Source organism: Psychrobacter sp. APC 3281, assembly GCF_030407815.1.
Lineage (GTDB): Bacteria > Pseudomonadota > Gammaproteobacteria > Pseudomonadales > Moraxellaceae > Psychrobacter.
Genome location: NZ_JASDCS010000003.1, coordinates 15585 through 28422 on the forward strand (window position 1 = coordinate 15585; position 12838 = coordinate 28422).

12 protein-coding genes and 1 tRNA gene are annotated in these 12838 nt (G+C 42.3%); 8 read left to right on the forward strand and 5 right to left on the reverse strand.

Going from position 1 to position 12838, the window contains the following annotated elements:
• Positions 1 to 26 precede the first annotated feature (26 nt).
• The 4 genes from QL886_RS02540 to map all read left to right on the forward strand — a co-directional run bounded on the left by QL886_RS02540 (position 27) and on the right by map (position 3733).
• Positions 27 to 1043, forward strand: a complete 1017-nt coding sequence (locus QL886_RS02540) for an arginase (protein WP_238051837.1) — start codon at positions 27 to 29, stop codon at positions 1041 to 1043.
• Between the two features lie 96 nt (positions 1044 to 1139).
• Positions 1140 to 2543: a YjiH family protein gene (locus QL886_RS02545; protein WP_290177548.1), complete on the forward strand. Its 1404-nt coding sequence runs from the start codon at positions 1140 to 1142 to the stop codon at positions 2541 to 2543.
• A 217-nt stretch (positions 2544 to 2760) separates the two neighbouring features.
• Positions 2761 to 2967, forward strand: a complete 207-nt coding sequence (locus QL886_RS02550; protein ID WP_057761037.1) for a ParD-like family protein — start codon at positions 2761 to 2763, stop codon at positions 2965 to 2967.
• Positions 2960 to 3733 (forward strand): type I methionyl aminopeptidase, encoded by a 774-nt coding sequence (gene map, locus QL886_RS02555; protein ID WP_290177549.1) that lies wholly within the window; start codon positions 2960 to 2962, stop codon positions 3731 to 3733. Before QL886_RS02550 ends, map begins: the two co-directional genes overlap by 8 nt.
• A gap of 187 nt (positions 3734 to 3920) precedes the next feature.
• Here the strand turns inward: map and QL886_RS02560 are convergent, their stop codons facing one another.
• Complete coding sequence (locus QL886_RS02560; protein ID WP_290177550.1) at positions 3921 to 5579, reverse strand: isovaleryl-CoA dehydrogenase; 1659 nt, start codon at positions 5577 to 5579, stop codon at positions 3921 to 3923.
• Positions 5580 to 5686: 107 nt separating this feature from the next.
• Between QL886_RS02560 and QL886_RS02565 the strand changes: the two genes are divergently transcribed.
• Positions 5687 to 6490, forward strand: a complete 804-nt coding sequence (locus QL886_RS02565) for a PaaX family transcriptional regulator (protein ID WP_290177551.1) — start codon at positions 5687 to 5689, stop codon at positions 6488 to 6490.
• A 124-nt stretch (positions 6491 to 6614) separates the two neighbouring features.
• Here QL886_RS02565 and cadR read toward each other — a convergent pair whose 3' ends face one another.
• Positions 6615 to 7046, reverse strand: coding sequence for a Cd(II)/Pb(II)-responsive transcriptional regulator (gene cadR / locus QL886_RS02570; protein ID WP_290177552.1), 432 nt, complete (start codon positions 7044 to 7046; stop codon positions 6615 to 6617).
• A gap of 166 nt (positions 7047 to 7212) precedes the next feature.
• Between cadR and QL886_RS02575 the strand changes: the two genes are divergently transcribed.
• A complete protein-coding gene (locus QL886_RS02575) occupies positions 7213 to 9405 on the forward strand; it encodes a heavy metal translocating P-type ATPase (protein ID WP_290177553.1) in 2193 nt (730 codons plus the stop codon).
• Between the two features lie 62 nt (positions 9406 to 9467).
• On the opposite strand, the gene QL886_RS02580 is transcribed toward QL886_RS02575, so the two are convergent.
• Positions 9468 to 9896: an MgtC/SapB family protein gene (locus QL886_RS02580; RefSeq protein WP_290177554.1), complete on the reverse strand. Its 429-nt coding sequence runs from the start codon at positions 9894 to 9896 to the stop codon at positions 9468 to 9470.
• A gap of 100 nt (positions 9897 to 9996) precedes the next feature.
• Between QL886_RS02580 and QL886_RS13010 the strand changes: the two genes are divergently transcribed.
• The gene (locus QL886_RS13010; protein WP_356625715.1) at positions 9997 to 10086 is read left to right on the forward strand and encodes a helix-turn-helix domain-containing protein; all 90 of its coding nucleotides are present in this window, start codon (positions 9997 to 9999) and stop codon (positions 10084 to 10086) included.
• Positions 10087 to 10302: 216 nt separating this feature from the next.
• Here QL886_RS13010 and QL886_RS02585 read toward each other — a convergent pair.
• A tRNA-Val gene (locus QL886_RS02585) sits at positions 10303 to 10379 on the reverse strand.
• Between the two features lie 311 nt (positions 10380 to 10690).
• Between QL886_RS02585 and QL886_RS02590 the strand changes: the two genes are divergently transcribed.
• Positions 10691 to 11668, forward strand: a complete 978-nt coding sequence (locus tag QL886_RS02590) for a glutathione S-transferase family protein (protein WP_290177555.1) — start codon at positions 10691 to 10693, stop codon at positions 11666 to 11668.
• 90 nt (positions 11669 to 11758) lie between these two features.
• Here the strand turns inward: QL886_RS02590 and hemB are convergent, their stop codons facing one another.
• The gene (hemB, locus tag QL886_RS02595; protein WP_101206356.1) at positions 11759 to 12766 is read right to left on the reverse strand and encodes a porphobilinogen synthase; all 1008 of its coding nucleotides are present in this window, start codon (positions 12764 to 12766) and stop codon (positions 11759 to 11761) included.
• Positions 12767 to 12838: the final 72 nt, after the last annotated feature.

Here is a 12838-nt window from a genome sequence, read left to right on the forward strand (position 1 = left end):
TTTGAATATAGAAAAATAGGAGTTCAATGCCAGATTTGGACTCAAATGATGAAAAAATTGTTTTATTTAATAGAGACAAAATAATGAATGATTTAATGAAAAACGTGCGAATAGTAGAAGTTTATTCAGATGTTGCAGGGCATAAAAAAGGCGCGTCACTAGGAATCGATGCATTGCGCGCGTCATCAAAAGAGATGAATGCAGACTACTATGAAAAATTGCAACTTGATAGTATAAAAAATGAATATATACATGAAGAAGAGTCATCATTTAAGCATGCAAAATACGCCGATGTAATTGAGCCTGTTATTTCTAAATTGGCGCATAAAATCAAAGATATAAGAAACGAAAATCAATTTCCAATTGTTATTGCAGGTGATCATTCTAGCTGTGCAGGCACTATGCATGGTCTAAAAATGGCGCATCCTGATGCTGAAATTGGCGTGGTTTATATAGACGCACACGCTGATTTCCATTCACCATATACCAGCGGATCAGGAAATATGCATGGCATGCCTTTGGCAATGGCTTGTGCCATTGATAATTTGGAATGTCAGCGTAACGAGCTTTCTGAAAAAGAAAAAGAATATTGGGAAAAATTGAAGTTTATGGCATCAAGCGAGCCATCAATTAAGCCAGAAAATGTGGTGTTTTGTGCGGTTAGAGATTATCAAGAAGAAGAGATGGATCTAATTAGAAGACATAAAATCCCTTTATATAGCGTGGCTGAGATAACCCAAAAAGGCATCAGCTCTACCGTAGAGGAAATCTTCAAAAAACTAGAATATTGCGATCATATCTATGTGTCGTTCGATGTTGATAGTGTCGACCCTTTGTATGTGCCAGGCACCGGTACACCTGCAATGAATGGCCTGTCATACGAGCAAGCGATGCAACTTAATATAGAGTTAATCAAGAATAAGAAAGTATGCTGCTGGGAAATGGCAGAGATAAATCCTTTGTACAACAACTCAAAAGATGACTCGACCAGAATATTTAAAATTTTAGAGAAAGTGACCCACACACTTTTGAGCAATTACTAGTACTGAATATTCAAAATGAGTAAAAGAATCTAACCTAAAGGGGTTTGTTAAAACCTTCTTTAGGTTGGTTAAAAAGGGACTGCGAGTAAAAATAATATGGACATTATTAAAGCCAGCGCTGCAAGTCGAGATGTTAGCGGTATCAATATCAGACAGTTTTTGAAGTTCTTTATCCCATCTATCATAGGTTTGATGCTTTTCGTATTTCCAATTCCTTATGTTGACGGTAAGTTTGTCACCTATGCAGAAGGATTTACCATCCCTATATCTGTATTAAAGGATTATATACAGGGTTATATCGGTGACCTTTTGCCGTTATTGGTTGTCACCTCAATCATGATTACCTTGTGTTGTACTTTATATACTAAAATCATGAAACCTGCATTTATTCTGAATAATGCGTTTTTGAATAACTTATTAAACGTTACAACGCCTTGGCTTGTTATTAGGATGCTTGGTGCGTTCTTCGTTGTCGTGACCTATTTTAAATTTGGGTTTGAGGCAATATATTCAGACAATATTGGCGGCTTAATATTATATGAGTTAATGCCAATACTTTTTATTGTATTTTTCTTGGCTGGTTTACTGCTGCCTTTATTGCTTGATTTTGGCTTATTAGAATTTTTTGGGGTTCTACTAAGTAAAGTAATGAGACCTTTGTTTGGCTTACCAGGTAGGTCATCTGTAGATTGTTTAACATCATGGTTGGGTGATGGCACTATCGGCGTATTATTGACTGATAAACAATTGGAAGGCGGGTTCTATACCAAAAAAGAAGCGGCAATTATCGCTACAAGTTTTTCAGCAGTATCGATTACATTCTGTTTGGTGGTCATCTCACAGGTTAAGCTCGAAAGCTACTTTATCAATATGATTGGGGTCGTTGCTTTATGCGGGATTGTTTGTGCGCTAATAGTTCCAAGGTTATTGCCTTTATCTAGGATTGAAGATACTTATACTATCGAAAATAGTGATAGAGATCATGAAACCATTCCCGAAGGAAAAACACTATTTACCCACAGTTTACATAAAGCCGTCCAAAAAGCAGATAAGAGTCCAAGCTTTCTTACTTTCTTAAGAGATGGTCTAAAAAATATTTTGGATATGTGGATTGGGATACTGCCTGTCGTTATGGCAATCGGCACTATGGGTTTGATCGTTGCAGAAGAAACACCTGTATTTGATTATTTAGGTATGCCGTTTATTCCATTCTTAGAGTTATTGAACATACCTTTTGCTGCAGAAATGTCAAAAACGATTATGGTAGGTTTTGCCGATATGTTTTTGCCGGCTATTATCGGTTCTTCGATAGAGTCAGAACTAACTCGATTTGTCATCGCTTGCTTGTCAGTGTCTCAATTGATCTATATGTCAGAAGTCGGCGGATTGATTTTAGGGACAAAAATTCCAGTGAGTTTTTTTCAATTACTAGTCATTTTTCTATTGAGAACAATCATCTCGTTACCAATCATTGCGGTGTGTGCTCATATGATTTTCTAAATAGAACTTTCTAAAAACTGGCTACACCACGTTTGAGTAGAGAATCAGCAGCAAAAAAACCACCTATCAAAGTGGTTTTTTGCTATCAGTATCAAGCCATAGTTGAATTCACATAATTTCAATACAAGGAGACCGAGTTCAAGCGATACATTATTTCTTGCAACCATACAAAAATAGATATACGATTCATATACGTTTCGTATATCAAGGTGTTTTTATGGGTATTGTTAAAATTGATGATGAGCTGCATGAAGATATTCGTAAAGCAAGTGCCGTCATGGTGCGCTCCATCAACGCACAAGCTGAATATTGGATGAAGATAGGCATGCTCGCTGAAGCTAACCCCAATATGTCTTACAACCAAATTATCAATGAGCAAATGAGACAAGCTGATGTCAATGTAAGGAACCTTATAGATGGATAAGGTCATACTTAAAAGCGCAGCGGAATTGGAAATCATGCGCGAGTCTGGGCGACTTCTCGCCTCTGTCTTTGATTATCTTGATGAGCAAATTACAGTTGGTACTTCTACGATGGAGATCAATAACCTTGCTGAGCACTATATTGTCGATCAGCTAGGTGCACGTCCAGCCAGTAAGGGTCAGTATGGTTACCAATATGCATTGAATACCTCAGTTAATAACGTGGTCTGTCATGGCATTCCTTCAGAGCAGCAAATACTCAAATCGGGTGATATTGTGAATGTGGATATTACCCTAGAACAAGGGGGTTTTATCGCTGATTCTAGCAAAATGTATTTGATAGGTGAGGTGTTGCCCCTTGCAAAACGCTTGGTTGATCAGACCTATGAAGCTATGTGGGAAGGAATACGAGTGGTGAAACCTGGAGCAACGCTAGGTGATGTTGGTCATGCCATCCAAAGTTACGCTGAGCAGCAGGGCTATTCTGTAGTGCGAGAGTATTGCGGTCATGGTATTGGACGCGAGATGCATGAGGGACCGCAAGTTTTGCATTACGGATATCAAGGAAAAGGTCTAGTCCTACAAGAAGGTATGACATTTACCATTGAACCGATGGTCAATCAAGGTAAAGCCAAAGTTAAAGTCAAAAGAGATGGCTGGACTGTAATCACCAATGATAAAAAGCTATCTGCTCAGTGGGAGCATACGATTGCGGTTACTTCTGACGGCTATGAGGTTCTCACTCTGCGTAACGATGAGATACTTTAAGCGATTTAATATTCGAACGACGATTCGGTAAGGCGTTTCTATAATTCAGAAGCGCCTTTTTTTAGGATGTCATGTGACCGTTTTTTAGCCAGTTATGGCTGAGAAGAAAGTGACTAACATCAAGGGCAAAAGCCTCTGCTACGACACCAATCAGTAGCAGAGGACTATTTAACACATACAAATATATTTAGAGAACTGCTTTGGTCGCGCCAGCCGCCCGTTCGATCAATAAATCCACGGGAGCATCAGGACTTAATGTACCAAAGGCTAGCCCATGCTCATTCCCAATCCTAGAACGACAGAATGCCTGAGCGATCTCCGTATGTTCAGTCTGTAAGAGTATCGAAGCCTGTAGCATCAATGCTAGGCGCTCAATCACATAGCGACTACGGAACTCCAAGGTTTGAGTGTTCTCAAATCGCTCTATCAGTAGGTCTAATTCTACATCATAATCAGCATTTTTCCCTGCTGCTTGCTGCATTTCCTTAAATAAAGCTCGCTGAGTTTCTGGCTCCTTGTTTAATGCACGCAGCACATCTAGACATTGCACATTGCCGCTGCCTTCCCAGATTGAGTTTAGCGGTGCTTGTCTATAAAGACGCGGCATAATAGTCTCTTCGACATAGCCATTTCCGCCCAAACATTCTTGCGCCTCATTGATAAGAACGGGCGCGCGTTTGCATATCCAATACTTCCCAATCGCAGTAGCAATACGAGCGAGTGCGGCTTCATGAGGGTCTGTTTCTATCCTATCAACTGCGCGCGCAATACGCATTGTTAGGGCCAAAGCCGCTTCTGACTCTAAGGCTAAATCTGCCAGCACATTACGCATAATAGGTTGGTTGACTAATAATTTACCAAAGGCTTCGCGCTGACTGGTGTGATGAATCGCTTGAACGATCGCTTGGCGCATTTGGGCTGAGGAGCCAATCATACAGTCAAGTCGGGTTAGCGCGACCATCTCGATAATGGTAGGGATGCCGCGACCCTCAGTGCCTACTAGCTCACCGAATGCACCTTGAAACTCTACCTCTGAGGAAGCGTTTGCCCAATCTCCTAATTTATCTTTTAAGCGTTGAACTTGTACGGCATTGCGTGTCCCATCAGGCCGAAAGCGTGGTACTAAAAAACAACTAGGTCCACTGTCAGATTGAGCCAAGACGAGATGAGCATCACACATTGGCGCTGAGAAAAACCATTTATGCCCGATGATTTCATACGAGCCATCTTCTTGTCGTGTGGCCCTAGTCGTATTGCGACGTAAATCTGATCCACCTTGTTTTTCTGTCATGCCCATACCCATCGTACAGCCTAGCTTTTCTTCCATGGGCAAGCTGCGCGGATCATAGTGTTCAGATGATAGCTTGGGCAGCCATTTTTCAGCCAGTGCTGGCGAATGACGTAGGGCAGGGATAGCGGCATAGCTCATAGACATGGGACAACCAAACCCAGCCTCAGGCTGTGAGCCGAGATACATGACTGCCGCCCGAGCCACGTGAGCACTATCACGCTCTTCGTTGCGCCAAGCAAAATTGCTCATGCCGTATTTCATTCCTGCACGCATCAGATCATGGTAAGCCGGATGAAACTCTACTTCATCTATACGCCGACCATAGCTATCAAAGTTGCGCAATTTAGGCTTGTTTTCATTGGCTAGGAATCCGCTAGTGATCAGATCTCCACCAGTCAGTGCCCCAAACTCTTTTAAGTGACTTGCTGCCCAAGCAGCACCTTCTCTTGCGACAGCTTCTTTGAGCGCTGTATCTGTTTCCCATGCATTATAATTGACTAAGGCAAAAGGTTGATTCTGCACCTCATGGGTCTTAAATTGATTTACAATTGACATGATGATTATCTTCCCTGATTTTAAATGTCATTTACTAAGTTTCAGTAGTTCAGTAACTTACACGATCAGTATTACATATAAAAAATAATTCCGTCAATAGGTGTAATATGAACAAACCAACGCCTCGTTTATTGCTTTTACGCTTACTTATGGTGGCAGAAGCAAACACACTTAGTGCTTCCGAAGCGGTGCTGGCAGGCTCTATCTTTGGTATGACAGAAAATAGTATACGTGTGACGCTTGCTCGTTTGATCCAAGCGGATCTTGCTGAGTCGATTGGTCCTGCCACCTACAGACTCGGACCGAAAGCTCAAAAATTGGGCGCCGATGTGGCCTTATGGCAAACAGCGGATAAAAGAACGATAAAATCCGATGGCTCATGGATAGCGGTAGCTACCGGTGGACTACCCCGCAGTGATCGTAAAGCGCTGCGTGCCCGTGCTCGCGCTTTGTCATTATTGGGGTTTCGTGAACTTGATAAGGGGCTTTATCTGCGTCCCAATAATTTGTTAGGCGGTATTGATGTCGTCCGTCGGCGTCTATTGGACTTGGGATTAGAAGAGGAAGCTGCGGTTTTTAAGGCCAATGATTTCGATGAGGTTAGGCAGAAAAAAGCACGAGAGCTCTGGTCGGACATGCATCTTGAAAAGCATTATAAAGAGAAGTCGCAGCAGCTCACCGACTGGTTAAATGGTTTGGCCGATTTGCCGTCCCATGTGGCGCTTCGAGAAATATTCATCCTTGGAGATGCAGGTATCCGCAGTGTTGTTTTTGATCCTCTACTTCCTGCTCCCTTAGTAGATGAGGAAGCGCGGCAAAAGTATTTCGAGACGGTGCGACGTATTAATGAGGAGGGTAGGCGTTTATGGTTTGCGTTTTTTGAAAAGGCTAAATCGTTAGAGTCTGTTTAACCAAGTCATTAGAATGCGCTTAAAGAGAATCAAGTGAAATTGCAGCATAGTAATTATCAAATAGCAGAGGTGCTATCTATAGCGATGAATAAGCATTAATTATTTGCAGCTATTCAGATAGTATTTACTGTGAGCCATATGGCGAATTTTCATGACAAGAATGATCAGCAAGCGCATTTAATATGCCACATGATTTCGCTGGTGCGCTACTAACACATTTCTGTCGCAAAACACTTAAGTGTTTTTTTAACTGTTTTAGCTCTTCTATACGTGTTTCTACAGCGCAGATATGTTCATCCAACAAGGTATCGACATCAGCGCAATCTCTGCTAGGCTCTTCCCAGTACTTAAGTAAAGTCCGTACTTCATCCAATGTCATATCGAGTGTACGACAGTGCAGAACGAACTGTAGACGCTCGATATGACTTTCGCGATATAAGCGATAGTTCCCTTCACTACGCGAAGGCTCTGGTAATAGCTTTTCTTTTTCATAATAGCGAATGGTTTCTACTGTAACGCCTGTACGCTTAGCGAGCTCTCCAATTTTTATTAGCATGGTTATCTCAAAGTCATTTCAAAACTGAAAACATTAAAGTAACTATAAGGTTTAACCTTAAGGAAATCAAGTTTATACAATTGCATATAAATGGCCTTGACCCTGAAGCCACTAGAGGGTTCAAAATAGCGTTATTAAATGAATTCTTATAATGAGGCAATTTATTATGCAATATCGTATTGAAGGTATGGACTGTGCCAGTTGCGTCAGAAAGATTGAAACTGCATTAGAACGTATGCCTGGTGTCTCTGACATACAGCTTAATTTTGCGACTGAAAAGTTAGAGCTATCGCTTGCCCCTGATTCAGATACTCAGTGCAGCGATATTGAAAAGACCATCAAGCGTCTGGGTTTTGGCATATCTGCCACTGCTGATCAAGCAAACGCAGCAGACAGCATTAGTGATAATCAATTGAAGACGCAGCAACAGTGTTGGTGGCAAACCAGAAAAGGTAAGCAAGTCGTTAGTCTCGGTATCTTGATGAGCGTCGCCTACGCGTTGGCATTACTTTTTCCTGATTATGTCATGTGGGCATTTGCTATTGCCGTCGTTGTGGGTGTTTTCCCTTTTGCCCGAAAGTCTATAACCTTGGCAATGACAGGCACCCCGTTTTCTATTGAAATGCTGATGTCTATCGCGGCAATTGGTGCACTTATTATTGGTGAATCTGAAGAGGCGGCGGCGGTTGTCTTTTTGTTCTCTGTCGGTGAATTGTTAGAAGGTGTGGCAGCAGATCGTGCCCGTGCTGGTATCAGAGCATTGGCATCATTGGTTCCAAAGACTGCGATTTTACTGGATGCACAAGGCGGACAACGTGACGTTCCTGCAGTCTCGTTACAGGTCGATGATCTGGTAATGGTACGTCCTGGCGATAAAGTATCCGCTGATGGTGTCATTGTTCAAGGTAGCTCTAGTCTTGATGACTCACCTGTTACTGGCGAATCAATTCCCGTTGCCAAGGCGATAGGTGATACGGTATTTGCAGGATCAATCAATATGGATGGGGCGCTGCAAATCCGTGTACAAAAGACAGCTGCTGACAACACCATTGCACGCATTATCAATTTGGTAGAGCAAGCGCAAACCTCTAAAGCCCCTACTGCCCGCTTTATTGAAAAATTCAGTCGGTATTATACCCCAGCGGTGATGGCTATCGCTGCACTGGTTATTGTTGTGCCGCCGCTAGCGATGGGAGGAGAATGGGCGACTTGGTTATATCGTGGTTTTGCACTGTTGCTAATCGCCTGTCCTTGCGCGCTTGTACTATCTACTCCAGCTGCCATTGCATCAGGATTGGCTGTCGGTACACGCCGCGGTTTACTTATCAAAGGGGGCAGTGCTTTAGAAATCATGGGTCGCGTAAATGTCGTGGCTTTTGATAAGACGGGCACGTTGACTGAAGGTAAGCCACAGGTGACCGATGTGATAGCCTTTACACAGAAGCGATCAGTACAAGAGCATGTAGGGCCTGAAGGTCATAATGAGATACTAGCGCTGTTTGCCAGCGTTGAATCCGCCTCTAGCCATCCACTGGCAAAAGCTATTATCGATCATGCCAAAGCTGCCCAGATATCCATACCAGTGGCTTCCAAAGCTTATGCTACTGCGGGAAAAGCAGTACATGCAACAGTAGCCGGGCGCCCTCTAGCCATTGGATCACCAGTCTATGCAACTGAGAAAAGCTTGCTGTCAATGGACCAACAGGCACGCATTGAAGTATTGCAAAAGGAAGGCAAGACTGTCTCAGTTTTGTATGATGAGCAAAGTAGTGAAGTGCTTGGATTGATAGCATTACGAGATGAGTTGCGAGAGGATGCTCAGGCAGGAGTGGCACAGCTCAAAGCGATGGGTGTGCGTTCGGTGATGCTGACAGGTGACAACCGTCTGACCGCTCAGGCACTTGCTAGTCATTTAGAGATAGAATGGGAAGCTGAGCTCTTACCTGAAGACAAACTACGTTTGCTCAATGAGATGAAGGATAATAGCAAGATAGCGATGATTGGTGATGGTATTAACGATGCGCCAGCATTAGCAACAGCAGACGTAGGTATTGCCATGGGTGGCGGTACGGATGTTGCTATCGAAACGGCCGATATCGCCCTATTAAAAAGTCGCGTCACGGACGTCGCTCATCTCATTGCCCTATCACGTGCCACCATGTCCAATATTCATCAAAATGTGATTTTTGCACTTGGTCTAAAATCCATATTTCTGATCACTACTGTACTGGGTATCACTGGGCTATGGGTTGCTGTGATAGCGGACACTGGTGCAACGGTACTAGTGACTCTCAATGCTTTACGCTTGCTAAGGTTCAAAGGAGCTCAACCACTAACAACTTTGTCCAAAGCAAAGTAAGTATGAAGTTCTTGTTAAAATGGCGGTTTGATTCTCTATTCTAATGACTAAGAGTGGCATCGTTAAGATTTTGGTTTAAAAGGTTTTGAGAATTGTAGGATCAAAAAACCAACTATTGATAAGATGATAGCAATCTCATAGCGACTATACGCCACCGATATCCCAATGGCGGCTGTATTCCACAATCCAGCCGCAGTAGCAGTGCCCTTTGCGCCACTTTCGTTTTTAAAGATAGCGCCACCGCCAATAAAACCCATTCCAGTGATTATGCCATACATAATTCTAGCCTCAGCATCGGCGTCTTGATAAATGTCCATGCCCACTAGCATAAAAGCACACGAAGCAATTGTTACTAAAGGAAAAGTCCTCAAACCTGCACCATTATCTTCAAGTTCACGGTTAAGCGCGATTGGTAGTGACAATATGAAAGCAATACCTAATTGAAAGGCATGATACACCAGAACATTTAGACTAAAATCGAAGTTAAACATAGTAATAACTCAGAATATATTTATGGCATGGCTTACTTTAAAAAATATAAGTATAAATAAAGAATAACAGAAATTAGCAAGTCGCAGTGTCTAAGATCTAATTGATAAAATTTGTGAGGCACTAGATCTTAGGGCAGGGGATATTTTTGAATATATAAAAGAGGATAAAGAGAAAAATACTCAGAAATAAGTTTTAGTTTACAGTTTAAAGTAGAGGTCAAAAAGAGGGTTTTAATTTTAATGGTTTTTAAGGGATGGTCACGTTTTGGTCACCGTCACTTTTTTAAATGATTTAAATCTGCTTGTATAATCATGACTATGAGTCGATGTAGACAAGTATTTTTCGCTACAGCCCATATTTCACGGAAAAAAAAGCCCCAATCTTAAGATTGGGGCTTTTCGAATCTGGTAGGCGTAATCGGATTCGAACCAACGACCTCTACCATGTCAAGGTAGCGCTCTAACCAACTGAGCTATACGCCTATTTAGGTTGAGCATTTTAGCAAGTTTCCCAGACTTTGCAAGTCTTTTTTAGCTTAAACTTCTTTTATTATCATAATATCTGCTATTCAGGCTTATATTAGATATTTAGATATACTTTTGTGTATATTCACTAAATATTAAATTTAATAGGTTTAGTTTTTATTGTTAATAAACGAGATGACGCTAATGATTAAACCCTTATAACTGATATGATATCTCTCTAAACAACGTAATGGTCATGATAATAATGACTTCAAGTCAGTCATGCTGAGCAAGTGTTAAACAAATATTAAAAACAGTTGGAGAATAACATGGGTCTTTTGGTAGAAGGGCAGTGGCAAGACAAGTGGTATGAGACAAAAGAGAGTGGCGGCCGCTTTCAGCGTGAAGATGCTGGTTTTAGAAACTGGGTAACGGTAGATGGTAGCGCAGGGCCTACAGGTATTGAGGGCTTTAAAGCCGAACCTGACCGCTATCATCTATACGTGTCGCTAGCCTGTCCTTGGGCACACCGTACCCTTATCTACCGCAAGCTTAAAGGCTTAGAAGACATCATTCCGTTGTCTGTAGTACATCCATATATGGGTGAGTATGGTTGGACGTTTGCAGAAGGTGCAGGCGTCGTTGCTGATCCAGTTATCAATGCAGACTATGCCTATGAGCTGTATACCAAGGCCAAGCCAGACTATACAGGCCGTGTCACCGTACCTATCTTGTGGGATAAAAAAACAAACACAATCGTGAGTAATGAATCATCTGAAATTATTCGTATGTTTAACTCTGCCTTTGATGAGGTTGGGGCACTAGCAGGTAATTTTGTGCCAGCAGAGTTATTACAAGAAATTGATGATATCAATACCTTTGTCTATTCAACTATCAACAATGGCGTGTATAAGACAGGATTCTCTACCACACAAGAGGCTTACGAAGAGGCTGTGATTGAGCTATTTGCGGCATTAGATACACTTGAGACGCGCTTAGCACATCAGCGTTATCTAACAGGTAGCACCATAACTGAAGCAGATTGGCGACTATTTACGACGTTGGTTCGTTTTGATGCTGTTTATGTTGGGCACTTTAAATGCAATCTGCGTCGTATCGTTGACTATCCAAATCTTTGGGGCTATCTGCGTGATTTATATCAGGTACCTGGTATCGCAGAGACAGTAAATATGGATCATATCAAGCAGCATTATTACACCAGTCATGCCAATATTAATCCCACATGTATTGTCCCTGCTGGCCCAGTGATTGATTTTAATGAGCCACATGATCGTGCACGTCTATAGTTTTATTTTAATAGAGTAACCGCATAAAAAAGCCCCAGCTACTAATAGGTAGCTGGGGCTTTTACATTATAAAAGGTAGTTTAACTACTATTAGGCATTGTTTAGCTGGCGGGCCGCTTCTAGAGCAAAGTAGGTCAAGATACCATCAGCACCAGCACGGCGGAAGCCAATCAAAGATTCTAAAATCACTGCATCACTTAACCAACCGTTCTGAATAGCAGCCATATGCATGGCATATTCGCCAGATACTTGATACGCAAAGGTTGGTACGCCAAAGGTGTCTTTGACTTCACGAATCAAATCAAGATACGGCTGACCAGGTTTAATCATGACCATATCTGCGCCTTCGTTGATATCCATAGCCACTTCATGTAGCGCCTCAGCACGATTGCCAAAGTCCATCTGATACTGTTTCTTATGGCCACCTTTTAGGTTGCCAGCACTGCCGACGGCATCACGGAATGGGCCGTAGTAAGCAGAAGCATATTTGGCTGAGTAAGCCATGATAGCCGTATTCACAAAACCTTCTGCTTCAAAAGCATCACGCATGGCTTTGATACGGCCATCCATCATGTCACTAGGAGAGATGATATCTGCACCGGCACGCGCATGTACCAGTGCTTGCTTGACCAGTACTTCGATGGTTGCATCATTGATGACGTAACCGCTGTCATCAAGCAGCCCATCTTGACCATGTGAGGTATAAGGGTCTAATGCTACATCAGTCATAACGACCATTTCTGGCACAGCGTCTTTGACCGCTTTTATCGTACGTGCAGTTAGGGCGTTTTCGTCATAAGCGGCGCTACCATCTGGTGTTTTCAAAGCGTTATCGATCACAGGGAAAAGGTCGATGGTTGTGACACCTTCTGCTAACAGTTCTTTGGCATAGTTAATTAGCAAATCAATCGATAAGCGTTCAACACCCGGCATACTAGCGATGGTTTCGCGTTGGTTTTCGCCTTCTAAGACAAAGACAGGGGCAATAAAGTGCTTGGGGTGCAGCTCCACTTCACGAATCATTGAACGTACATTGTCGTTATAGCGCAGGCGACGTAAGCGAGTAGCAGGGTATTGACGGTTAAAGGTATAGCTCATAATAATTCCTTATGATTGTTTTAATAGTTATCATGTTACATGGTTAAAATAATATCGCTATAAGCGGTATTT

Excerpts from the sequence above, each read along its gene's own strand:
- QL886_RS02575 (WP_290177553.1), top strand. The coding sequence starts at position 7,213 with ATGCAATATCGTATTGAAGGTATGGACTGTGCCAGTTGCGTCAGAAAG.
- QL886_RS02545 (WP_290177548.1), top strand. The coding sequence starts at position 1,140 with ATGGACATTATTAAAGCCAGCGCTGCAAGTCGAGATGTTAGCGGTATC.
- QL886_RS02560 (WP_290177550.1), bottom strand. The coding sequence starts at position 5,579 with ATGTCAATTGTAAATCAATTTAAGACCCATGAGGTGCAGAATCAACCT.
- QL886_RS02590 (WP_290177555.1), top strand. The coding sequence starts at position 10,691 with ATGGGTCTTTTGGTAGAAGGGCAGTGGCAAGACAAGTGGTATGAGACA.
- map (WP_290177549.1), top strand. The coding sequence starts at position 2,960 with ATGGATAAGGTCATACTTAAAAGCGCAGCGGAATTGGAAATCATGCGC.
- QL886_RS02580 (WP_290177554.1), bottom strand. The coding sequence starts at position 9,896 with ATGTTTAACTTCGATTTTAGTCTAAATGTTCTGGTGTATCATGCCTTT.
- QL886_RS02550 (WP_057761037.1), top strand. The coding sequence starts at position 2,761 with ATGGGTATTGTTAAAATTGATGATGAGCTGCATGAAGATATTCGTAAA.
- hemB (WP_101206356.1), bottom strand. The coding sequence starts at position 12,766 with ATGAGCTATACCTTTAACCGTCAATACCCTGCTACTCGCTTACGTCGC.
- cadR (WP_290177552.1), bottom strand. The coding sequence starts at position 7,046 with ATGCTAATAAAAATTGGAGAGCTCGCTAAGCGTACAGGCGTTACAGTA.
- QL886_RS02565 (WP_290177551.1), top strand. The coding sequence starts at position 5,687 with ATGAACAAACCAACGCCTCGTTTATTGCTTTTACGCTTACTTATGGTG.
- QL886_RS02540 (WP_238051837.1), top strand. The coding sequence starts at position 27 with ATGCCAGATTTGGACTCAAATGATGAAAAAATTGTTTTATTTAATAGA.